The sequence below is a fragment of the uncultured Mailhella sp. genome, from assembly GCF_947631555.1.
Taxonomy (GTDB): domain Bacteria; phylum Desulfobacterota; class Desulfovibrionia; order Desulfovibrionales; family Desulfovibrionaceae; genus Mailhella.
This window is the reverse complement of sequence record NZ_CANRLT010000008.1, coordinates 1-23,324: the sequence shown is the minus strand read 5'-3', so window position 1 is coordinate 23,324 and position 23,324 is coordinate 1. Positions and strand designations below refer to the sequence as shown.

Here is a 23,324-nt window from a genome sequence, read left to right as displayed (position 1 = left end):
TTGAACTAGTTGAATTTTTAAAAGATATAGATTATTAGTAAAAAAGGACGTTTAAAAAGATTTGCCAAAATGACATCTTTGAAGTATTTATCAAAAATTCCTTTGTGGTTTGAGACCTCTCCCTTCAGGGAGGGGCAACCCGCACGACACCTATCCGTTGGTTGTGGAGTCAGTCGGCGGATGGAGGCGACTGTGGATTGAAACATTACTCTGTGTTTGTCAACAGTATATCTGTCAATAAGCTGACACTTGGGAATGATATGAGTGAAGTTCTGGCCATGCGACATACGGGGCTTGTGGTGAGCGACATGGATGTCTGTCTGCGTTTTTACACGGAGATTCTGGGATTGAAATATGCCGAACCTGTCTTGGAATCCGGCGCATGTCTGGAAACAGTACTGAAGGCGCCGGGCGTTAGAGTCAGAACTGCGAAGCTTGGCACGGAGAAGGGGACAGGGGTGCTGGAACTATTGCAGTTTTTATCCCCCTATGAAGACAGTCGAAAGGAATCCCGTTCTTTCTGTCAGCATGGTTTGACGCATGTAGCTTTTACAGTACAAGACGTATCTCGCCTGAAGGAACGTATAGAAAAAGCTGGAGGGAGCAGTCTTTCGGAGCCTGTACCGACAACTGATGGGAAGTATCTTCTTCTTTTTTGCCGTGACCCTGAAGGTAATCTTCTTGAATTGGTACAATTTTTGAATTAAGTTTGATTTTAATTTCATTGTTAGAATGTACAATATGTGAAAATATTAATATAAAATATATTTGATATGAGGCGTATTTAATTAAATATAAATGAAAAATATAGGAAGTTTATGGATTTAATTTAAAAAGTGAAATTAAAAAATAGATAAACTGTTATAATTGCAAAAACGTGGTAAAAAAGATATCCGTTCCTTGGTAGGAGCGGGACATGACTGCTGGAGTGTAGCTCAGCCAGAATTAATCAAAACAGGAGGCCGCAGGACAAGTGCCCGCGGCCTCCGCCGTTCTGGTAAGGAAGAGGGTATCAGTAGGCGTGTTCGCCGTTCAGGGTGTGCTCCGTCACCTTGTGCGCGAAGGTGTAGTACACCCATGCCTGGTACAGGATGACCACGGGGACGGCGCACAGCGTGACAATGAGCATGATCTTCAGGGTCAGCGGGCTGGACGCGCCGTTGGCAATAGTGATGCTCCATGCGGGATCAAGGCTGGAGAGGATGATTCCCGGATACATGCCGAAGACGCCGAAGAAGGTCAGGCCCACGATAAACAGAGCACTGAACAGCCAGGCCATGAGGGTGCAGCTGGAGAGCACGAGTCGCGTTCCCACGAGTCCGACCACGGCCAGCACCAGCGCAACGTAGACGGCCGGGTGCTGGGCAATGCGTTCAAAGGAGTCGGTGTAGTGTCCGGTAAGGGCCAGAAACGCCAGCACCATGGCCAGGAGCAGCGGCCAGAGAACATAGGCCGTGCGGCAGGCTTTTGCCTGAAGCGCTCCTTCCGATTTCAGTTCCAGCCACAACGCTCCGTGGTAGCAGAACATCAGCACGAAGAGCACGCCTCCGGCCAGACCGTAGGGTGAAAGCAGTCCCAGCAGGCAGCCGTGATACACGCCGTCCGCATCAATGGGGATGCCCATGAACAGGTTGGCAAAGGCGACGCCCAGGAGCAGGGCGGGCAGGAAGCTGCCGAGCACCATGCACACGTCCCAGGAGCGCGTCCACGCCAGGCGCTGCACCTTGCCGCGGAACTCGAAGGCCACGGCGCGGAAGATCAGGCAGAAGAGCAGAAGCAGCAGGGGGGCATACAGGGCACTGAAGAGCACGGCGTAGGCGTTGGGGAAGGCGGCAAAGGTCACGCCGCCGGCCGTAATGAGCCACACTTCATTGCCGTCCCAGTAGGGACCCTGCGCATTGTAGATGACGCGGCGCTCAACATCGTCCGCGGCGAGGAAGGGCATGAGCGTCCCCATGCCGAGGTCGAAGCCGTCAAGGACGAAGTACACGGCCCAGAGCAGAGTCCAGAGGAAAAACCAGATTGTTTCCATGACTACGCCTCCTCAGCGGCTTTGGCGGGTTCGGGGCCTTTGCGGGACTGGGTGTACAGAAGCCAGATATCAACGACACCCAGCAGGGTATAGACGGCGAGGAAGCCGAGAAGGGAGACAAGTACCGAGCTGGCAGGAACCGGGGACACGGCGTCCGAGGTGCGCATGAGTTCGTAGACTATCCACGGCTGACGCCCGATTTCGGCCACGGCCCAGCCCGCCATGATGGTGAGGTAGGGCAGGGGAATGACCCAGGGCAGGAGGCGGAGCAGCCGGGGGGATGCCTCAAGGTCGCGGCGGCGCCACCAGGTCCAGGCCGCCAGAGCGATGAACAGGCCGCCCATGGCTACCATGAAGCGGAAGGAAAGGAAGGTGGGCAGCACGGGCGGAATGTCGTCCTTGGGGAAGTCACTCAGGCCCTTGACTTCGGCATCGATGTCGTTGAAGGCGATGAAGCTCATGAGTCCCGGGATGGGCAGCGCTTCGACAAAATTTTCGCCTTTATCCTGATTGGGCCAGACAAACAGGTACATGGGGGCGCGGGTCTGGGTGGTCCAGTGGGATTCCATGGCGGCCATCTTTGCGGGCTGATACTCGGCCACGTTCATGCCCTGATGGTGTCCGGCCAGGCCTACGAGGAGCGCCATGATCAGGGTGAAGGGCGCGGCAAGGCGCACGCACTTCCTGAACAGGGCGGAGTCGTTTTTCCGTGCCAGATGCCAGGCTGCGATGCCGAGGACGAAGAAGCCGCCGAGCATCCAGGCCGAAGACAGCGTGTGGAAATATTCGCCCCAGGCGTAGGGATTGGTGACCACGGCCAGAAAGTCGTTCAGCTCGGCGCGGACATTGCGCAGGACATAGCCCGTGGGATGCTGCATGAAGCCGTTCGCCAGAATGATCCACAGGGCGGAAAGGTTGCCCGCGAGGGCCACCATCCAGATGGCAAAGCAGTGGACTTTTTTGCCGACGCGTTCCCAGCCGAAGGCCCAGACCGCGACGAAGGTGGATTCCAGGAAGAAGGCCACGGTTGCTTCAATGGCGAGGAGTGAACCAAAAATATCGCCCACATAGGCCGAATAGCGCGACCAGTTGGTGCCGAACTGGAATTCCAGAGTGATGCCGGTGACTATGCCCAGTACAAAGTTGATGAGGAAGAGTTTGCCCCAGAATTTCGTCATGCGCCGGTAGTCTTCATCGCCCGTGCGCACATAGAGGGTCTCCATGATGGCGAGCAGGATGGAGAGGCCCAGTGTGAGCGGAACGAAGACGAAGTGGAAGAATACGGTGATGGCAAACTGGAGGCGCGAGAGTAAGATGAGATCCATGGGTTGCTCCTTGTTCTCGTCCGGCGTTCACAGATGCGGACTCGATGCCGCAGTCCCGGGCCGCCGTCCAATGGGGGCGGCCCGGCGGCGTCAGGTCAGTCAGCGCATTTTTCCTTCAGGGCACGGGCCACGGCCACACCGAGTTCGCGGCATCTGGCCAGGTCTTCGGCCTGAGGGTTGAAGTAGCATTTCAGAGGTTCGGCCACGACTTCAACCTTCATGTCGGCGAGGGCGTCGGCCATCATCTTGGGAGCTTCTCCGGACCAGCCGTAGGTGCCGAAGGCTGCGCCCACCAGGTTCTGCGGCCGCAGACCCTTTACATGGGCGATGCAGGCCATCATGTTGACCATGGGCATATTGTTGCGGGTGGCAGAACCAAGGATGAGTGCGCTGCTGTCGGCAAGTTCGGTCATCACGTCGCTGCAGTGGCAGTTCTGAAGGTTCATGAGCACATAGGGCACGTTTTCGGATTCCAGGCCGTCAGCCACGGCTTCGGCCATTTTCGCGGTGCCGTTCCACATGCTTTCATAGGCGATGACGGCACGCTTCTGCGGCTTCTGTTCAGCGAGTTCCTTATAGGTATTGATGACGAAGGCCACGTCTTCGGGGGTGCGGAAAATCAGCCCGTGGTCGGGAGCGATGACGTCAAATTCCAGTCCCATGTCCACAACGCGCTTGATGGTCTTGAGAACCTGCGGGGAAAAGGGCAGGACAATGTTGTAGTAATAACGCTTGATGGCTTCCCGCAGCGTATGGTGTTCGCACTCGTCGGCAAAGCGGCAGGAGGAGGCGATGTTCTGACCGAAGGCGTCGTTGCTGATGAGCACCTTGTCTTTTTCCAGATAGGAGACCATGCTGTCGGGCCAGTGCAGCATACGGGTTTCAAGGAAGGTGATATTGCGCTTGCCGATGTTCAGGCGGTCGCCGTCCTTGACCACTTCGATGGGCCAGCCCGTGGTGTCGAAGATGTTGGTCATGGATTTGTAACCCATGGGGGAACAGAAGATCTTTTCGGGCTTGCACAGCTTGACGATGCGCGGCAGCGCTCCGGAGTGATCCTGTTCCAGATGGTTGCAGACGATGTAGTCGACCTTTTCGGGTTCGATGATCTCGGCGATGTGTTTGGCCAGAACGCTGAACTCATGGGCGTTCACGGTGTCGAAAAGGACGTTCTTTTCATCGCAGACCAGATAGGCATTATAGGTACTGCCTTCAGGAGAGCGGCTGTAATGGTGGAAGTTGCGGATGTCGAAATCGACGGCCCCTACCCAGTATATATCTTTTTTCAGCTCAACGGGTCTCATGCTTCCTCACTTGAGAAACAAGGTTTTTGTCTGCCGCGTCTTAAGCTGTCCGCTTGAGAGCGTCAGAGGGTTTGTAAATAAAAAAGGGGAGCCTCCTCAGAAAGAAGGCTCCTCGCCGGTCGGCAATGCAGAGGTCATCAGGCGGCTTCGAAGTCGCTTTTGGAAGCGCCGCAGACGGGACAGACCCAGTCTTCGGGGAGGTCTTCGAAAGCAGTGCCGGGGGCGATACCGGAATCAGGGTCGCCAACGGCAGGATCGTATTCATAGCCGCACACGTTGCAGATGTACTTCATGGTTCAGCTCCGTTAATGTCAGATGGTGGTTCAGTCGTGGAAGTGTTCCAGATTGCAGTGTTTGACGCGGTCTCTTTCCTCGGCGCGTTTGCCATCGTTGAAGCGATCCAGTGTTCCGACAAGATAGCCGGTGATGCGGCGGATCCGTTCAAAGGCAACGCCAGTACCTACCAGCGTCTGATCGGACAGGCTGGACGTAGAGGTTTTGCAGTGGATCATGACAAACTCTCCTGAGCGTGATTACGCGAGTTTTTTGAACATTTTCCTGGAAGCGCCGCAGACGGGGCAGTGCCAGTCATCAGGCAGATCCTCAAAGGCCGTGCCCGCGGGGATTTTTCCCTTGCGGTCGCCTTTTTCCGGGCGGTAGATATAGCCGCAGTTACCGACCTGGCACTGCCACATGGCCATGTCGCTTTTCTGCTCCGCAGCGGAATCGGCACTGTCCGCAGCATGGAAGTCACTCCTGGAAGCGCTGCACACGGGGCAGACCCAGTCCTCGGGGAGGTCTTCAAAGGCCGTTCCGGGAGCGATGCCGGAGCCAGGATCGCCAACAGCGGGGTCGTACTCCCATCCGCAAAGACTGCAAACGTGCTTTTTCATGCCTTCGCTCTTAGAGTTCGGCCTTCCACTGGCCGTGCTTGTTGCAGAATTCACGGGCGGTGACCTTGTCGGCCTTCACGCAGAATTCGGCTTCAGGGGCGTCTCCGGGTTTAAGGAAGCGGGTGTAGGAGATACCATCGGCGATGAGTTCGATCCATTCGATATAATGGTCGTCCGCCATGGGATGAGCCACGGCTCCCACCTTGACCTTGTAGCCGTCAGCCGTCTTTTCGATGACGGGAACATGCTTTTCCAGAGCGCCATCGGTAGTGCCTTCACGCAAAAGCTGCATGGGTTCGCCGCAGCACGTCATGGTGCAGACGCCACCATGCAGAATTTCCGCAATGTTTCCACAATGTTTACACTGATAGACATCAAGTCTGGCGGGCATAGGGAGTACCTCCTGGTTGAAATATCTGCATCCGTAACGGATGAAGTTTTGTTGGGAATGATTTTTATTAACGGATTCTTTTTTGCCGGTCAAGGAAATTCAAACGAAATTCTTCGAGAAAAACTCGGTGCGGCAAGCATTCGGTGCCGGAGAAAAGTCTGCCGTTTTTCCGGCGGGAGAAGGTCTGGCCAACGGAAGTTTTTTGCTGTAACATTATCCCTTTCCAGGGAAAGTGCCAAGTTTCCTCTTGGCTCTTTTTCGGAAATACGATACACAAGCCCGAGCGCCATGAAAGTATACCGCGATTATTATTTCCTCAAGGCCAAAGAAGATCATTACCCTGCCCGTTCCGTGTACAAGCTTCAGGAAATGGACAGGGCGTTCCGCCTCTTCAGGGCCGGAATGAAGGTGCTGGATCTTGGGGCTGCGCCGGGGTCGTGGTCACTGTACGCCGCCGAACGGGTAGGAGAAAAAGGCCTTGTGCTGGCCTGCGACTTGCAGGGTACGGAGACGGCCTTCCCGCCGAACGTGACCTTTCTTCAGGAGAATGTGTTCGAGCGCTCTCCGGAATTTGAGTCCCTGCTTGCAGAGAAGGGGCCGTTTGACATGGTGATCAGTGATATGGCTCCGCGAACCACGGGCACGAAATTTACCGACCAGGCTCGTTCGCTGGAACTGTGCCTGGAGGCGGTGGCGGTGGCCGACCGGTATTTAAAGTCCGGCGGCGGTTTTGTTGCCAAGATTTTCATGGGGCCGGATTTTCAGGAACTGGCGGGCGCGCTCCGGGCGCGTTTTGCCACGGTCAGGACGTTCAAGCCCAAAAGCTCCCGTGCCGAAAGCAAGGAGATCTTTGAATTGGGCATGGGGTTCAAGGGTGCCGTTCAAGGCTAAACATTTTCGGGAGGCATTATGTCGGGACACAACAAATGGGCAAATATCAGACTGCGCAAGGGTGCTCAGGACGCCAAGCGCGGCAAGGTCTTCACCAAGGTCGCCAAGGAAATCATCATCGCTGCCAAGAGCGGCGGCGACCCTGCCGGTAATGCCCGTCTGCGTTCCGCCATCGCGGCCGCCAAGGCCGTGAACCTGCCCAAGGATCGCATTGAGGCCGCCATCCGCAAGGGCACCGGTCAGGATGCCGGCGGCGACCTCTCCGAGATCATTTATGAAGGATACGGCACGGGCGGCGTGGCCATTATCGTGGAGACCGCTACCGACAACAAGAACCGCACAGTGGCCGATGTGCGCCATGTTTTCACCAAGTACGGCGGAACAATGGGCGAAAGCGGCTCCGTGTCCTTCCAGTTCGACCGGCTGGGCGTGATTACTCTGGACAAGGAAAAGTATCCTGACGAAGAGTCTGTGATGAACATGGCTCTCGAAGCCGGAGCCGATGACGTGCAGGACAGCGGCGACACCTGGGAAGTACGCACCGCCATGGGCGATTTCAATACCGTTCGCGAAGCGCTGGAAGGGCAGGGCGTGGAAATGCTGGAAGCACAGCTTGCCATGGTGCCCAGGATCCTCGTTCCCGTGGACGCCGAGACCGCGCAGAAACTCTTCCGCATCACCGACGCCATGGAAGAGCTGGACGACGTGCAGAACGTGTATACCAACGCCGATCTGCCCGACGACTTCAACCCTGAAGCGTAACCTGCCGGGAAACGTATGCGCCGGGCGGAGGGGAAGCTCTCCTGCCCGGCGTTTTCTTTGGTTCAGGCACAGGGGAAGGAGGACGGGGGTGCTTGCCGAAATCGGTCTCATCGCGGGAGGTATCCCGGCGGGGTGGCTCACGCGTCGTTCCGAAGCAGCGGTGAAGGCCGTGAACCGCTGTCTTGGCTGGACAGTGCGCGCCATGCTCTTCCTGTTGGGGCTGTCCATCGGGGGAAACGACGAACTCCTTGCCCAGATGGAGAAGTTCGGACTGTGTGCCGCGGTCATCAGCTCCCTTTCCGTTCTGGGCTGCCTTGCGGCCGCCCGTCTGCTGGGCCGGTATGTGTTTCCTGAATATGCGCCCGGCCGGGTGGTGCCTGCGCCGATGCTTCGTTTCTGCAGCGGAATTTCCCTTGCGGCACTGGCCTTTTTTGCGGCCGGCGTGTTTTCTGGACTGTACCGCGTCCTGCCTGCGGGACTCTCCGGCGGTGAAGCCGTCGCCGGTGTCCTTTATGTTTTGCTTTTCCTCGCCGGCATGACTGTGGGCTTTGACCTCCGTGCGCTCTCCGTGATTCGGGAGTTCAAGGCGCGCATCCTGCTTATCCCGCTGGGGGTGGTTGCGGGCACGTTCTGCGGCAGTCTGCTGGGCGGCTTTCTCCTTTCCCTGAAGTACGGCATTACGCTGATCGACGCTCTGGCTGTGGGCGCGGGCTTCGGCTACTACAGCCTCGCCACGGTTATTCTGACCCGTCTTGGAGATCCGGCGCTTGGTTCGGTGGCGCTGCTTTCCAACATGATGCACGAAGCGTTGGCCTTGCTGCTTTCACCGCTTCTGCTGCGTTTTTCCGGCGGGCTTGGCCCGGTACTCGCCGGCGGGGCCACGGCCATGGATACCTGTCTGCCTGTGATCGCAAGTGTGAGCGGGGAGCGCTGTGCCATTCTCGCCATGTTCTCCGGCGTGTGCCTGACGCTGGCCGTTCCCGTGATCCTGCCCCTGCTCATGGCGCTGCGCTGAAATCGTGCTGTTTTCCAAATAAAAACGGGTCGCCCCGAAGAGGGAGACCCGTTTCATGTTTGGGCTGGGTAAGGCCTACAGAACGTCCATAAGCATCTTGACGGCCACGAGGTACAGGAAGCATGCGAAGACGCGCTTCAGTTTGGGGATGGGCAGTTTGTGCGCGATGCCCGCGCCTATGGGGGCGGTGAGCATACTGACGGCGACAATGCCTGCGAGTGCAGGCAGATAAATGAAGCCCAGAGAATAAGCCGGGAGTTCGGGAACGCCCCAGCCGTTGGTGATGAAGCCCAGACTTCCGGCCACGGCAATAGGGAAGCCGATGGCCGCGGATGTGCCCACGGCCCGGCGCATATCCACATTGTGCCAGACGAGGAAGGGCACGGACAGTGTCCCGCCGCCGATGCCTACAAGGCTGGAGATAGCGCCGATGAACATGCCCGCGCCGGTCATGCCCGCGATGCCGGGCATGGTGCGGCTGGGGTTGGGCTTCTTGTTCAGGAGCATATTCGTCGCCACATAGAAGAGGAAGCAGACGAAGAACATTTGAAGATAACGGGCTGGAATGCGGGAGGCGATGAAGGTGCCGCAGTAGGTACCGATGAGGATGCCCACGGCGATGCACCTGAAGACGCTCCAGTCCACGCCGCCGCGCCGATGATGCGCCATGGCGCTGGATACGGCCGTGAACATGATGCTGCCCATAGAGGTTCCCACGGCCATGTGCATGGCCACGTCAGGCGAGATTCCCTGCCATGCGAAGGCGAAGACCAGCATGGGAACGATCACGGCGCCGCCGCCGATACCCAGAAGTCCCGCCAGAATGCCGGCGATGCCGCCAAGCAGACAGTAAACGATAAGTGCCGCTGCCATAGTACGTCCTTATTCAAGATGATATGCGGCGTATCATAGACTTTGTGCCGCTCGCGTCAACTCCGGACAGCGGGCCTTGAGTCCAGCAGCCGCACGACGGTGCGCAGCGCCTCGGCAAGCGTGTCCCTGTCCTCTATTCCTCCCAGAGCCAGCCGCACACCGTGTCCCTGCGCTGCGTGGCCGGTCAGGAAATGTTCGCCTTCGGCCACAAGCAAACCCTGCTGACGGGCGGCATCCGCGAACTGTATGCCCGTCCAGGGTTCGGGCAGAGGGAGCCAGCAGAAAAAACCGGTACGGCGTGAGACAAGCCCACAGCCATCCAGCAGCTCCTGCGCGAGGAGATTGCGTGCCGCGGCTTCTCTGCGCTTGGCTTCCAGAACGCGGTCGGCTGTTCCATCCAGGATCCATTGCGAGGCGAGTTCGGCCATGAGCGGCGGAACCATGGAAAGGGTATAGGAGATCGTCCGTTCCAATTCCTCGCGGTATTCTTGAGGCGGGCAAAGATAGGCCACACGCAGGCCGCCGCCGAGGATTTCGCTGGTGGCCGCAATAAAACAGGTACGTTCCGGAGTCAGTGCGGAAAAGGTGGGCAGCGCCCGTCCCGTATCCACGGCCAGGGCGAAAACATCATCTTCAATGATGAGCAGGTCGTGCCTGCGGCAGACTTCTGCCAGATCCCGTCTTCGGGTTTCAGGCATACAGGTGAGCGTGGGATTGCGGCAGGAAGGCATGAGGTAAACGGCACGAACACCACCATTGCGGCAGACCTGGTCGAGAGCATCGGGGAGCATTCCACTGGCATCTGTGCGCACGGAGGCGAGATTCAGGCGCAGACGCCAGGCGAGCTGGCGCAGCAGAGGGTAGCTCAGAGTCTCGGCGGCGATACGTTCTCCCGGAGAACAGAGGGACATGAGGATCGTTACAAGGGCGTGCTGAGAACCGGCGCAGATGAGCGGCTCCTGGCCGGACACGGCCGCACCGCAACGCCGTGCCCAGCGTGCTCCGGCCTCGCGGTGCTTTTCCATGCCGCCGGGCCGCTGATAGCTCTGCAGTGCTGCCAGCTCTTCTGGCGGAAGTGTAGAGAGCAGATGGGAAAGACCATCGAGCAGGGCGGGGTTCAGGTGTTCAAAGGGCGCGATGAAGCCCAGATTCCAGAGAGGTTGGGAATCGCCGTCGTTTGTTTCCGCCGTTTCCCGTGGGCAGGCAAAGGGACCTTTGTCCGGACCGTCGACAGGGGAAGGTGCGGGGGGAAGCACGTCCACGTCCGGGCGGCTGGCGCGGACGAAGGTGCCGCGCCCGGTGACGCCCGTGACCAGCCCGCGCCGGGCGGCCTCGGCATAGCCGTGCGTGACCGTGCCCACGGTCAGCCCGAGTGCCGCCGCTAAAGCCCGCTGCGTGGGCAGAGCCTGCCCGGGCAGAAACAGTCTCTGCTCAATACCCGCCTCCAGCGCCGCCGCCACCTTCTGATAGCGGCAGGGCTGGGCGGCCTCTTCATACAGATGAATAAATGTCTGAAAATCCGGCATTGTCATCCTGTCCTTTTTCAATGTCTTCATGACAATCTTTATTGTCACTAGATTGCTCTATTTTCTGGATTTCTTCAAGAGGTCTTTCTATAGGAAAGATGTGAGCGGCAGATTCCCGCCGCAGGTGTGCACGGGAGCACCGTTTCCGCATCCGCAGCGACAAGGAGGAAGTATGGAAAAAAGCACGTTTCGAGTGAAAAGCGGTTTAGCCGAAATGCTCAAGGGCGGCGTCATTATGGACGTGACCACTCCGGAGCAGGCCGTCATTGCCCAGGAAGCTGGGGCGTGCGCCGTTATGGCGCTGGAGCGCGTTCCCGCTGACATCCGCAGAGCCGGAGGCGTGGCGCGTATGGCCGATCCCGCGGTGGTGAAGCGCATCATGGCCGCGGTGAGTATCCCCGTCATGGCCAAGGTTCGTATTGGACACATCGCCGAGGCACGCATTCTTGAACATCTGGGCGTGGACTACATCGACGAGAGCGAAGTGCTCACGCCTGCGGACAGCCGCTTTCATCTGGACAAGCACGACTTTCGTGTGCCCTTTGTCTGCGGCGCCCGCAATCTGGGGGAAGCCCTGCGGCGTATAGGCGAAGGCGCGGCCATGATCCGCACCAAGGGGGAACCCGGCACCGGAAACGTCGTCGAAGCCGTTCGGCACGTCCGCGAGGTGATGGGACAGCTGCGTCAGCTTTGTTCTCTGCGGGAGGAAGAAGTTCCTGGCTATGCCAAAGAACTGGGTGCGCCTCTGGAGCTGGCCCTTGAGGTGCATCGCTCCGGCAGACTCCCCGTGGTGAACTTTGCTGCGGGCGGCATTTCCACGCCTGCCGATGCCGCTCTCGTGATGCAGCTGGGATGCGACGGCGTTTTTGTCGGCTCCGGCATCTTCAAATCCTCCGACCCCGCACGTTTTGCCAAGGCCATCGTCGCCGCCACCACGAACTACGCCGATCCCGAGATCCTGGCTCAGGTTTCTGAAGGACTTGGCGAGGCCATGCCCGGTCTTGAGATCGCGTCCATCGCTCCTGAACAGCGTATGCAGGAGCGCGGCTGGTGAGTCGCCTGCGGATCGGTGTGCTGGCGGTGCAAGGGGCATTCCGCGAACACAGGCGTGCACTGGAGCGCTGCGGAGCGGAGGTGGAGGAGCTGCGCCGCCCTCTGGACTTTGGGGACGACGTTTTTAAAGGACTGCAGTGCTTCGACGGTATTGTCCTTCCCGGCGGCGAGAGTACGGCCATGGGCGTACTGCTCAGGGCCGAGGGGCTGCTGGACGCGCTTGCCGCCTGCGGCAGGGCGGGTATGCCCCTGTATGGGAGCTGCGCCGGACTCATCCTGCTCTGCCGTGAGATCGAAGGGGCGGATGGAAAACTTGTGGAACAGCCACGCCTCGGTCTCCTGGATGCACGGGTACGCCGGAATGCCTTTGGCCGTCAGGTGGACAGCTTTGAGACTTTTCTGAACGTGACGGACATCGCCCAGGATCTGCGGGCCGTGTTCATCCGTGCACCGCTTATCGTGCACACGGGGCCGGATGTGGAGATACTCGCCGAAGTGGAGCGGGAGGAAACTGCCTTCCCCGTGGCTGTCCGGCAGGGGCACCTTCTGGCGTCATCCTTCCATCCAGAGCTTACGCCCGATCTCCGCTTCCATCAGGCTTTTCTCGATATCTGCCGTAACCGGCGCTGAACTGCTGGGGGCGCGGATTGACGGTTCGCGCCCCTTGCAAGGGCAATCTTTAAGAGAGGAACGGTGCCACCGGTAAAAGGAACCCCATACGCGGCACTGACAACGGTTCAAATGTTCCGTCATCCGAAGCAGGCAAAATTTCAGGAACTGCGGCCCGGCACCACGGCAAACACCTTGTCCTGGGGATACGCTGACAGTCTTCCCTTCCTGCCATGACCAGATTTTCCTGGCACCGCGCCGGATGTGTTCTCATCTTACTTCCTTTATGGTTTGAGACCTCGGCCTTTAGGCCGATATAGCCCCACCCCGCCCTGAAGGGCGGGGTATCTTTGGGGCGGTAGCTTGGGAGGGGATGCAAACCCCTCCCAAGCGCAGGACGCAAAGCCCTGAAGGGCTTTGCTACATTATTGCTCTCCCGCCTTCGTCTTTGGCCGGGGAACAGTATGGTCTTCGTTCCTTTTTTCGGCGGAGTACTGCCGGAGAGGCATTCTCCGTTTTTTTGCCGCTGCTTGAAAAGAAATATTGTTTTTTTTAAAAAAATGATGTATCCTGATATATTCTAAAATGTGTCACAAAACGCTTGCAAATTTTCCAGGAAGGGGTTAGAGTATCGAACTCGTCAGGGTTTTCGGTGGACGGATACGCGGGCATCACAGCATGAGAGATTTCTGATAACAACAGATGCCACCAGTTGCAGACAACGCCCTTTCCGGTACGGAGACAAGGGGGTTGTTGTCTGCTTTTCTGTGCCTGTACAACAGGCGCCGCGATGCGCATATTTTTTGTTAATTTTCCGGTGCAGGGCCGGACAACGCCATTCTTGAGGTAGTAGAGTAATGGGTCAGCTCACGAAGCAATTTGGCAAAATTAAAGTCTCCATTCCCATTCCGCACCTTTTGAATCTTCAGGTAGATTCCTACAGTGTCTTTCTTCAGGAAGGCCGCAAGGAATCGGAACGCGATCCCAGCGTAGGACTCGAAGGAGTCTTTCGTTCCGTGTTCCCCATTGAAGATTTTAACCGTACCGCCAGTCTGGAATATCTGGGCTACGAAATCAGCGAACCCAAGTACGACCAGGCGGAGTGCATCTCCAAGGGGCTGACATACGAAGCTCCTGTGCGCATCAAGGTTCGTCTTGATATCTACGATGTGGACGAAGCCTCCGGCAGCCGCACCCATCGCGACAGCAAGGAACAGGATATCTATTTTGGAACCCTTCCCTTGATGACTGAGAAGGGCACGTTCATCGTGAACGGTACGGAACGCGTCATCGTGAATCAGCTCCAGCGCTCTCCAGGCATTATTTTCGAGCATGACGGCGGCAAGACGCACACCTCCCGCAAGGTGCTGTACTCCTGCCGGGTCATTCCCATGCGCGGCTCGTGGCTCGATTTTGACTTCGATCACAGAGATATCCTGTACGTCCGCATCGACCGCCGCCGCAAGATGCCTGTGACCATACTGCTCAAGGCCATGGGGATGACTAAGGAGCAGATTCTTGAGACCTTCTACAAGAAGGAAGAGTATCGTCTCGATGGCGGGCGTCTGTTCATGCGTGCTGACGCTGAGCTGTTCTCCGGCGACAAGGACCGCGTGACCTTTGCCGATATCGCCGATGCAGAAGGCAACGTGGTGGTGAAGTCCGGCAGGAAGCTGAACAAGCGCGACTGGAAGAAGATTTCCGATGCCGGCATCGAATACATCGAAGTGGATCCAGACTCGATTCTGGGCCTTGCCTTAGCCGAAGACGTGGTCAACGCCGCCACTGGCGAGATTCTGGCCGAATCCACAGCGGAAGTGACGCCCAGTCTTTTTGGAGAACTGCAAGAGTCTGGTGTGAAAAGCATCAAGCTGCTGCACACCCGCGGGGCGGGGACTTCCTCCTCCATTCTCGACACTCTTGCCCTCGACAAGGCAGCAAACAAGGAAAAGGCGCAGGAAGAAATCTACCGCCGTCTGCGCCCCAGCTCTCCGCCCACGCCGGAGATCGCGGCCGGCTACTTTGACAACCTGTTCCGCAATGCGGACTACTACGATCTTTCCGCGGTGGGGCGCTACAAGCTGAACCTCCGCCTTGGCCTGCACACGGACAAGAACGTCTTTACGCTTACGGATGAGGACATCATCACCGCCATCAAGGTGCTGGTGGAACTCAAGGACACCAATGGTGCGCCGGACGACATCGACCATCTGGGCAACCGCCGTGTGCGTCTCGTGGGCGAATTGGTGGAAAACCAGTACCGCATCGGTCTTGTGCGCATGGAGCGCGCCATCAAGGAACGCATGAGCATTCAGGAAGTGGCCTCCCTGATGCCGCACGACCTCATCAATCCCAAGCCGGTGGCCGCAGTACTCAAGGAATTTTTCGGCACGTCCCAGCTCTCCCAGTTCATGGACCAGACCAACTCCCTTTCGGAAGTGACCCACAAGCGCCGTCTGTCCGCTCTGGGGCCTGGTGGGTTGACCCGCGAGCGTGCGGGCTTTGAAGTCCGCGACGTCCACACCTCCCACTATGGCCGTATCTGCCCCATCGAGACTCCCGAAGGTCCGAACATCGGCCTCATCGTCTCTCTGACCACCTACGCCAAGGTGAACGAGTACGGCTTCATCGAGACGCCGTACCGCGTGGTGCGCGGCGGCTGCAAGACCGACGAGATCGTGCATCTCGATGCCTCCCGCGAAAAAGGCCAGATTATCGCACAGGCCGATGCGCCTGTGGATGAGAACGGCCGTTTCCTTCAGGAGAACATGACAGTTCGTTCCACCGACGGCGACGTGCTCATGGCCAGCCGCGATGACGTTACGCTTCAGGACATTTCGCCGAGCCAGATGGTTTCCATCTCCGCTGCACTCATTCCCTTCCTGGAACACGATGACGCCAACCGCGCCCTCATGGGTTCGAACATGCAGCGTCAGGCCGTGCCTCTCCTGCGCTCCGAACGTCCGCTGGTGGGAACTGGCATGGAATATGACGTGGCGCGCGACTCCGGCGCCTGCCTTCTGGCCGAGGGCAGCGGCGTGGTTCGCTACGCCGACGCCGAACGCATTATCGTGGCCTACGATGATCTGTATCTGGAAGACCGCGGCGGAGTGCGCAGCTACGATCTCCTGAAGTTCCACAAATCCAACCAGAATTCCTGCTTCGGTCAGAAACCCACTTGTCTGCCCGGTCAGCGCGTGAACAAGGGCGACGTCCTCGCCGACGGACCCGGCATCGAGAAGGGTGAGCTGGCTCTTGGCAAGAACCTTGTGGTGGCCTTTATGCCCTGGTGCGGCTATAACTACGAAGACGCCGTGCTCATTTCCGAACGCGCTGTGCGTGACGACATCTACACGTCCATTCATATCGAGGAATTTGAAGTGGCCGCCCGCGATACCAAGCTCGGGCCGGAAGAAATCACCCGCGACATTCCCAACGTGGGCGATGACATGCTTCATGATCTGGACGGCAGCGGTGTGATCCGCATCGGCGCTTCCGTCAAGCCCGACGATATTCTTGTGGGCAAGATCACCCCCAAGGGCGAGACGCAGCTCACTCCCGAAGAGAAGCTGCTGCGCGCCATCTTCGGCGACAAGGCCAGGGATGTGAAGAACACCTCCCTCAAGGTGCCGCCGGGAATCGAAGGCACGGTCATCGATGTGAAGGTCTTCAACCGTCGTTCGGGTGAGAAGGACGACCGCACCCGCGAGATCGAAGCCTACGAGATCGCGAAGCTCGACCGCCGGGAAGCCGACCATGTGCGCGCACTGACAGAGCGTACCCGCGAGCGTATGCGTTCGCTCATGGAAGGTCAGGTTCTGGCTGTGGATATCCCCGGCAGGCGCAAGGATGAAGTTCTGGCGAGCGCCGGTTCCGCGCTTACCTGGGAGGTCATGCAGGAGCTGCCCCTCAAGCAGCTTGGAGGCGTCCTGCGCAATAAGGAAACGGACGCGGAAGTCGTCAGCATGATCGGGGCTTACGACCGCCAGCTTGAAGTGATTAAAAAGCTCTACGATGCCAAGCGCGAGAAGGCCACTGAGGGCGACGACCTGCCTCCGGGCGTGATCAAGATGGTCAAGGTGCATATCGCCATCAAGCGCAAGCTTTCCGTGGGCGACAAGATGGCCGGGCGTCACGGCAACAAGGGCGTGGTTTCCATGATCCTGCCGGAAGAAGACATGCCCTTCTTCAAGGATGGCCGCCCCGTGGACGTGGTGCTGAATCCCCTGGGTGTGCCTTCCCGTATGAACATCGGCCAGATCATGGAAACGCATCTGGGCTGGGCCGCCAAGGAGCTGGGGCGGCAGCTTGCTGAAATGGTGGATCATGGCGCAGCTATGGAAGCCATCCGCTCCGAGGTGAAGGACATCTTTGCCGCCGACCTGCCCGTGGCCCACAGCGACGGCATGAGCATCGACGAGCTTGTGGACAGCATGGATGACGAGACGCTGCGCAAGGCCGTGCTCGACCTGCGCAAGGGCATCGTGACCAAGACGCCGGTGTTCGACGGAGCGCAGGAAGACCAGATCTGGGCGTGGCTGGAGCGTGCTGGCCTGCCGAGTGACGGCAAAACGGTGCTTTATGACGGACGCACAGGTGAACCCTTCGCCAACCGTGTGACCACCGGCGTGATGTACTACCTGAAACTGCATCATCTGGTCGATGAAAAGATCCACGCCCGTTCCACAGGCCCCTATTCTCTGGTCACCCAGCAGCCTCTGGGCGGCAAGGCCCAGTTCGGCGGCCAGCGTCTTGGCGAAATGGAAGTGTGGGCTCTGGAAGGCTACGGCGCTTCGTATCTCCTGCAGGAATTCCTGACAGTGAAGTCCGATGACGTGGCCGGCAGGGTGAAGATGTATGAAAAGATCGTCAAGGGAGATAACTTCCTTGAAGCCGGTCTGCCAGAATCCTTCAACGTTCTGGTCAAGGAACTCATGTCCCTCGGCCTCAATGTGAATCTGGAACAGGAAGAATCCAGGAAGCCTGCCAGGCAGCGTTTCTTTGTGAATGATCCCGTTCTGGACAATATAGAGGAATAGGGAAAAACAAGCGCCCATGCCCGCCGAAGCCATTCCGGGTTTCGCCGGGTGGGGCTGTTTCCCCTTGCGATCGATGCCGGTTCTGCCGGCACAGGCAAAGCGAATCCAACCCTCTTGCTAGGGAGACATAGATGAGTCTGGACGATCTGTTTACTGTCCGCGACACGGCGGCGGCTTCCAATGTGTCGAACATCCGCAATCTGAACGCCATTCAGATCACGCTCGCCTCGCCGGAGAATATCCGCGAATGGTCCTACGGCGAAGTGAAAAAGCCGGAGACCATCAACTACCGCACGTTCAAGCCCGAACGCGACGGTCTGTTCTGCGCCAAGATCTTCGGCCCGGTGAAGGACTACGAGTGCAACTGCGGCAAGTACAAGCGCATGAAACACCGCGGCATCGTGTGCGAGAAATGCGGCGTGGAAGTTATTGCTTCCAAGGTGCGCCGTGAACGCATGGGTCATATTGAGCTGGCCGCGCCTGTGGCCCACATCTGGTTTCTGAAGACACTTCCCTCCAAGATTGGCACGCTTCTGGACATGACCATGGCCGACCTGGAGAAGGTGCTGTACTTTGATTCCTATGTGGTGCTCGATCCCGGTTCCACGAGCCTGAGCAAGATGCAGGTTATTTCCGAGGATCAGTATCTTCAGTATCTGGAGCACTATGGCGAGGATGGACTCAAGGTGGGCATGGGCGCTGAAGCTATTCGTACTCTGCTGGAAGAGCTTGATCTGCCCAGACTGAAGGTGGAGCTTCGCGACGAGTCGCAGGAGACCAAGAGCCAGTCCAGGAAGAAAAAGGTCACCAAGCGCCTCAAGATCGTGGAAGCCTTCCTGGAGTCCAACAACAAGCCTGAGTGGATGATTCTGGAAGTCATTCCCGTTATTCCCCCGGATCTGCGGCCTCTGGTTCCGCTGGACGGCGGCCGTTTCGCCACGTCCGACCTCAATGATCTCTACCGCCGCGTCATCAACCGCAATAACCGTCTGAAGCGGCTCAAGGAACTTGGTGCGCCGGATATCATCATCCGCAATGAAAAGCGTATGCTGCAGGAAGCTGTGGATGCGCTCTTCGACAACGGCCGCCGCGGCCGGGCCATCACCGGCACCAACGGCCGCGCCTTGAAGTCGCTCTCCGACATGATCAAGGGCAAGCAGGGCCGCTTCCGTCAGAATCTGCTCGGCAAGCGTGTGGACTATTCAGGCCGTTCCGTCATCTGCGTGGGGCCTTCCCTCAAGCTGCATCAGTGCGGACTGCCCAAGAAAATGGCCCTCGAGCTGTTCAAGCCCTTCATCTATTCCGAACTTGAGAAACGCGGCTACGCCTCCACCATCAAGAGCGCCAAGAAGATGGTCGAGCGCGAGGAGCTGGTGGTCTGGGATATTCTGGCCGAAGTGGTGCGTGAATACCCCGTGCTGCTGAACCGTGCTCCCACACTGCACCGCCTGGGCATACAGGCATTTGAGCCGCTGCTTGTGGAAGGCAAGGCCATACGTCTGCATCCGCTCGTTTGCACCGCCTATAACGCGGACTTCGACGGCGACCAGATGGCCGTACATATCCCGCTTTCCGTGGAAGCCCAGATTGAATGCCGTGTGCTACTCATGAGCACCAACAACATTCTGTCGCCTGCCAATGGCAGTCCCGTCATCATTCCCTCGCAGGACATGGTTCTTGGCCTGTACTACATGACCATGGATCGTTCCTTCTGCAAAGGTGAGGGCATGGTCTTCTGCGGTCCCTGGGAAGTGGAAGCAGCCTACGATGCGAAGCAGCTCGATCTTCACGCCCGCATCCGTGTACGCATGGAGGACGGCAATCTTGTGGATACCACCTGCGGCCGCGTGCTTGTCTGGGAGCGCCTGCCCCATGTCATCCCCTTCGATGAAGTGAACAAGGTGCTGACCAAGAAGGCCATCGGCAAACTTGTGGGCATTGCGTACAAGGCTGCCGGTATCAAGAACACGGTCATCCTCTGCGATCAGCTCAAGAATATCGGCTATGAGTTCTCCACCCGTGCCGGTATCTCCATCGGCCTCAAGGATATGACCATTCCACAGAAAAAGAAGGCCATTATTTCCGCTTCGCAGTCCGAAGTGGACGACATCGAGCGGCAGTACCGGGACGGTATCATCACCCGGACGGAAAAGTACAACAAGGTCGTTGATGTGTGGTCGCAGACCTCCACCACCATTTCCAAGGAAATGATGAAGGAGATCTCCGTTGATCATGTGACGGATCCCAAGACCGGACGCGAGGCCGATGACACCAGCTTCAATCCCATTTTCATGATGTCCAACTCCGGTGCGCGAGGCAACGCCGACCAGATGAGGCAGCTCGGCGGTATGCGCGGCCTGATGGCCAAACCCTCCGGCGCCATCATCGAAACGCCCATCACTGCAAGTTTCCGCGAGGGGCTTACCGTGCTTCAGTATTTCACCTCGACGCACGGTGCACGCAAGGGTTTGGCCGACACCGCCCTCAAGACGGCCAACTCCGGCTATCTGACCCGCCGTCTCGTGGACGTGGTTCAGGATGTCATCGTATCTCAGGAAGACTGCAACACCGTGGACGGCATCGAAATGTCCGCCCTGCGCGAAGGTAACGAAATCAAGCTGCCCCTGCGTGACCGTATCCTCGGCCGAGTGCTGCTCTATCCCGTGATGCATCCCATCACCAAGGAAGAACTCTTCCCCGAAAACACACTTGTGGACGAGAAGGTGGCCGACGTTCTTGACGCGGCCGGCGTGAGCACCGTTACCATCCGCTCCGCCCTGACCTGTCAGGCCGAACGCGGCGTGTGTGCGCTGTGCTACGGGCAAGATCTGGCCCGCGGCCATCTGGTCAACGTGGGCGAGACCGTAGGCATCATCGCGGCACAGTCCATCGGTGAGCCTGGTACGCAGCTTACCATGCGTACCTTCCACATCGGCGGCACGGCTTCCGCTCAGGTTGTCAAGTCCAGCATCGCTGCGCAGAATTCCGGCCGCGTCAGCCTTACCCGCGTGAAGATCGTCAGGAATCGTGAAGGTGTGTCGCTGGTCATCGGCAAGAGCGGTCAGCTCACCATCGTGGACGATCAGGGCCGTGAGGTCGAGAAGTATCCTCTGCCCAACGGCGCACGCTTGTACGTTCAGGACGGTGAAGAGGTGGTCAAGGGCAAGCAGCTCGCCGAATGGGACCCCTTCAACGACCCCTTCATCACGGAGGTGGACGGCAAGATTCAGTATCATGACGTGATTGAAGGCAAGACGGTGCAGGAAAAGCGCGATGAGACCACGGGCCAGTCCACCCGTATCATCATTGAATATCGCAACACGACCAATAACCGTGAAAAAAGTCGTGAGAAGGAGCAGTACTTTCCCTACATTTCCATTGTGGACGAAAATGGCAGGACTCGGACGCGCACCTCGGTACAGGGAGATGAGATTGAAGCCATCTACACTATGCCCGTGGGCACACTGATCATGGTCAGGGACGGAGAACTCGTACAGGCTGGCGATATCATCGCCCGCAAGCCCCGCGAAACCTCCAAAACCAAGGACATCGTGGGTGGCCTTCCCCGCGTGGCTGAACTTTTCGAAGCCCGCAAGCCCAAGGAAATGGCCGTGGTCTCCGATATTTCAGGCGTTGTGAAATTCGCCGGCGAAGCCAAGGGCAAGAGAAAGCTCATTGTGAGTTCTGATGTGGGCGACGAGAAGGAATACCTCATTCCTCGCGGCAAGCACATCACCGTTATGGACGGGGATTCTGTGGAAGCCGGTGAGGTCCTGACCGAAGGCAATCCCGAACTTCACGACATTCTGCACACCCGCGGTGAAAAGTACCTGGCCCGGTATCTCGTCGATGAGATTCAGGAAGTGTACCGCTTCCAGGGTGTGGGGATCGATGACAAGCATATCGAAGTCATCGTGCGCCAGATGCTCAAAAAGGTGTCCATCATCGACCCGGGCCAGACCACCTTCCTTGTGGGCGAGCAGGTGGACAAGATCGAGTTCAAGGAAGAAAACGAAAAAGCGCTTGCCGAAGGCCGCAAGCCCGCTACTGCGGAACCGCTGGTTCTTGGCATTACGCAGGCGTCCCTCAGCTCTCTGTCCTGGGTGGCCGCCGCCTCGTTCCAGGAGACGACCAAGGTGCTCACCGAGGCGTCCCTCAAGGGAAAGCAGGATTACCTGCGCGGCCTCAAGGAAAACGTCATCGTTGGGCGGCTCATCCCTGCGGGTACCGGATACCGCGAATATGTGAACCAGAACATCGAGGTGCCGGAACAGAAGGAACGCCCCAACAGGTTCCTTGAAGAGATTGATGATCGGCCCATCATCGCCCCTGATCTGGCCATCGGCATCGCAAACAAGTAAAGAAGACGGGAAGGGAATCTCCCTTCTCAGGCAGCAAGGCCCCTGTTCCTTTGTGGAACGGGGGCCTTTTCTGTTAACGGACATAACGTTCTGCTGAATCCCGGGGCAGGGAAGCCGGTGAGAGTTCATAAGAATAAAACCGGCCCGCGGGCAAAGACAAACAACGCTCGTAAAGAACAGTTTTTCTAAATGGCACAAATCAGAAAAGCGTGAGGTTGCCAGGTGGTGTCCTTCTGCGTTCAGGTGGTACTGTCCACCGTACACGATCATATCCGGCACGGGTTGAGCATTGCCCGTGCCCGACAGTCCATCTTCAGCGAGGAGGATTTATCTGTGGCAGGAGTTTACGGCTATATCCGAGTGTCCAGCATGGATCAGAACGAGGCTCGCCAGCGTGTGGCCATGGCGGAACACGGCGTTGCTGCAAGCTGCATTTTTCTGGACAGGCAGTCAGGCAAGGACTTTAACCGTCCGCAGTACAGGGCGCTGCTGAAGAAACTATGTCCCGGCGATCAGCTTTGCATCACAAGCATAGACCGGCTCGGGCGCGATTACAAGGAGATTCAGGAACAATGGCGCATTATTACCAGGGAAAAACAGGTAGACATCAGCGTCTTTGATATGCCGCTGCTCGATACCCGCCGGGTGAAGGATCTTGTCGGGACGTTGATCGGGGATATTGTCCTTCAGCTGCTCTCATTCGTTGCTCAGCAGGAACGCGAAAACATACGCAGGCGGCAGGCGGAAGGCATTGCAGCGGCGCGGGTGAGGGGAGTGAAATTTGGACGCAGGCCCGAACCTCTGCCAGCAGCGTTTGAGGAAGCATACCGGGAATGGTGTTCAGGGACAATCCGCGCCGTTGAAGCCGCCCGGCGATGTGCCATGCCAGTATCGACGTTCCGCTATCGGGCGAAACGGTATGAAACGGAAACTTCTGGGGACGAGTGAGGGAAGCGACAAGAAAGTGTACTTTTTTGCCGTGTTCCAGCCAAAAGACTTCCGACTATAATCTATCAAAATCATAAAAAATACAATGAGAATTTCCAAATTTGTTTGCACTGACATTCGCGTGTCAATGCTTTTTGAAAAATTAATTTTTTATTTCAGATAGTTAAAATGCGACCTTCATTAAAACGCACATGTCACTTTTTCTAAGCATTCATTTTCTGCCTGCGGCAAAAAAGTACACTTTTTTGTCATTTCCAAGGGATGAGTTCGGGAAGCCGAGACGATCCTGGAATATGAAACAA

19 protein-coding genes and 1 pseudogene are annotated in these 23,324 nt (G+C 57.8%); 10 read left to right on the top strand and 10 right to left on the bottom strand.

What is annotated here, in order from left to right:
- Positions 1 to 260 precede the first annotated feature (260 nt).
- A complete protein-coding gene (locus Q0Z94_RS02205; RefSeq protein WP_298067269.1) occupies positions 261 to 707 on the top strand; it encodes a VOC family protein in 447 nt (148 codons plus the stop codon).
- 305 nt (positions 708 to 1,012) lie between these two features.
- Here Q0Z94_RS02205 and cydB read toward each other — a convergent pair whose 3' ends face one another.
- The 8 genes and pseudogenes from cydB to Q0Z94_RS02165 form a co-directional block, all read right to left on the bottom strand.
- Complete coding sequence (cydB, locus tag Q0Z94_RS02200) at positions 1,013 to 2,032, bottom strand: cytochrome d ubiquinol oxidase subunit II (RefSeq protein WP_298067267.1); 1,020 nt, start codon at positions 2,030 to 2,032, stop codon at positions 1,013 to 1,015.
- Between the two features lie 2 nt (positions 2,033 to 2,034).
- Positions 2,035 to 3,357 carry a cytochrome ubiquinol oxidase subunit I gene (locus Q0Z94_RS02195; RefSeq protein ID WP_298067265.1) on the bottom strand — a complete coding sequence of 441 codons (1,323 nt, stop codon included), beginning with the start codon at positions 3,355 to 3,357 and terminating at the stop codon, positions 2,035 to 2,037.
- 95 nt (positions 3,358 to 3,452) lie between these two features.
- Entirely contained in the window at positions 3,453 to 4,661 is a 1,209-nt protein-coding gene (locus tag Q0Z94_RS02190) for an MBL fold metallo-hydrolase (RefSeq protein ID WP_298067263.1), read from the bottom strand.
- A 137-nt stretch (positions 4,662 to 4,798) separates the two neighbouring features.
- Positions 4,799 to 4,954, bottom strand: coding sequence for a rubredoxin (gene rd / locus Q0Z94_RS02185; RefSeq protein WP_298067260.1), 156 nt, complete (start codon positions 4,952 to 4,954; stop codon positions 4,799 to 4,801).
- Between the two features lie 30 nt (positions 4,955 to 4,984).
- Positions 4,985 to 5,173, bottom strand: a complete 189-nt coding sequence (nrdD, locus tag Q0Z94_RS02180; RefSeq protein ID WP_298067259.1) for an anaerobic ribonucleoside-triphosphate reductase — start codon at positions 5,171 to 5,173, stop codon at positions 4,985 to 4,987.
- A gap of 21 nt (positions 5,174 to 5,194) precedes the next feature.
- Positions 5,195 to 5,356, bottom strand: a complete 162-nt coding sequence (locus tag Q0Z94_RS02175; RefSeq protein ID WP_298067312.1) for a rubredoxin — start codon at positions 5,354 to 5,356, stop codon at positions 5,195 to 5,197.
- Between the two features lie 42 nt (positions 5,357 to 5,398).
- Positions 5,399 to 5,554 (bottom strand): annotated as a pseudogene (gene rd / locus Q0Z94_RS02170) (rubredoxin); the annotation flags it as partial.
- Between the two features lie 10 nt (positions 5,555 to 5,564).
- Complete coding sequence (locus Q0Z94_RS02165) at positions 5,565 to 5,945, bottom strand: desulfoferrodoxin (protein WP_298067258.1); 381 nt, start codon at positions 5,943 to 5,945, stop codon at positions 5,565 to 5,567.
- Between the two features lie 82 nt (positions 5,946 to 6,027).
- Here Q0Z94_RS02165 and Q0Z94_RS02160 point away from each other — a divergent pair, with 82 nt between their 5' ends.
- The 4 genes from Q0Z94_RS02160 to Q0Z94_RS02145 all read left to right on the top strand — a co-directional run bounded on the left by Q0Z94_RS02160 (position 6,028) and on the right by Q0Z94_RS02145 (position 8,613).
- Complete coding sequence (locus Q0Z94_RS02160; RefSeq protein WP_298067257.1) at positions 6,028 to 6,156, top strand: hypothetical protein; 129 nt, start codon at positions 6,028 to 6,030, stop codon at positions 6,154 to 6,156.
- 77 nt (positions 6,157 to 6,233) lie between these two features.
- Positions 6,234 to 6,836: an RlmE family RNA methyltransferase gene (locus Q0Z94_RS02155; protein ID WP_298067255.1), complete on the top strand. Its 603-nt coding sequence runs from the start codon at positions 6,234 to 6,236 to the stop codon at positions 6,834 to 6,836.
- An 18-nt stretch (positions 6,837 to 6,854) separates the two neighbouring features.
- Complete coding sequence (locus Q0Z94_RS02150) at positions 6,855 to 7,598, top strand: YebC/PmpR family DNA-binding transcriptional regulator (protein WP_298067251.1); 744 nt, start codon at positions 6,855 to 6,857, stop codon at positions 7,596 to 7,598.
- An 88-nt stretch (positions 7,599 to 7,686) separates the two neighbouring features.
- Positions 7,687 to 8,613, top strand: a complete 927-nt coding sequence (locus Q0Z94_RS02145) for a lysine exporter LysO family protein (RefSeq protein WP_298067250.1) — start codon at positions 7,687 to 7,689, stop codon at positions 8,611 to 8,613.
- Between the two features lie 75 nt (positions 8,614 to 8,688).
- Here Q0Z94_RS02145 and Q0Z94_RS02140 read toward each other — a convergent pair whose 3' ends face one another.
- A complete protein-coding gene (locus Q0Z94_RS02140) occupies positions 8,689 to 9,486 on the bottom strand; it encodes a sulfite exporter TauE/SafE family protein (RefSeq protein ID WP_298067249.1) in 798 nt (265 codons plus the stop codon).
- Positions 9,487 to 9,542: 56 nt separating this feature from the next.
- Positions 9,543 to 11,042 (bottom strand): PLP-dependent aminotransferase family protein, encoded by a 1,500-nt coding sequence (locus Q0Z94_RS02135; protein ID WP_298067246.1) that lies wholly within the window; start codon positions 11,040 to 11,042, stop codon positions 9,543 to 9,545.
- A 142-nt stretch (positions 11,043 to 11,184) separates the two neighbouring features.
- On the opposite strand from Q0Z94_RS02135, the gene pdxS reads away from it, so the two are divergent.
- The 5 genes from pdxS (at position 11,185) to Q0Z94_RS02110 (ending at position 23,022) form a co-directional block, all read left to right on the top strand.
- The gene (gene pdxS, locus Q0Z94_RS02130; protein ID WP_298067243.1) at positions 11,185 to 12,066 is read left to right on the top strand and encodes a pyridoxal 5'-phosphate synthase lyase subunit PdxS; all 882 of its coding nucleotides are present in this window, start codon (positions 11,185 to 11,187) and stop codon (positions 12,064 to 12,066) included.
- The gene (gene pdxT / locus Q0Z94_RS02125) at positions 12,063 to 12,695 is read left to right on the top strand and encodes a pyridoxal 5'-phosphate synthase glutaminase subunit PdxT (protein ID WP_298067239.1); all 633 of its coding nucleotides are present in this window, start codon (positions 12,063 to 12,065) and stop codon (positions 12,693 to 12,695) included. The genes pdxS and pdxT overlap by 4 nt, the downstream gene beginning before the upstream one ends.
- Before the next feature lie 836 nt (positions 12,696 to 13,531).
- A complete protein-coding gene (gene rpoB, locus Q0Z94_RS02120; protein WP_298067236.1) occupies positions 13,532 to 17,713 on the top strand; it encodes a DNA-directed RNA polymerase subunit beta in 4,182 nt (1,393 codons plus the stop codon).
- Between the two features lie 131 nt (positions 17,714 to 17,844).
- On the top strand, positions 17,845 to 22,074 hold the full coding sequence (gene rpoC, locus Q0Z94_RS02115; RefSeq protein ID WP_298067235.1) for a DNA-directed RNA polymerase subunit beta': 4,230 nt from the start codon (positions 17,845 to 17,847) through the stop codon (positions 22,072 to 22,074).
- A 333-nt stretch (positions 22,075 to 22,407) separates the two neighbouring features.
- On the top strand, positions 22,408 to 23,022 hold the full coding sequence (locus Q0Z94_RS02110; RefSeq protein ID WP_366517558.1) for a recombinase family protein: 615 nt from the start codon (positions 22,408 to 22,410) through the stop codon (positions 23,020 to 23,022).
- Positions 23,023 to 23,324: the final 302 nt, after the last annotated feature.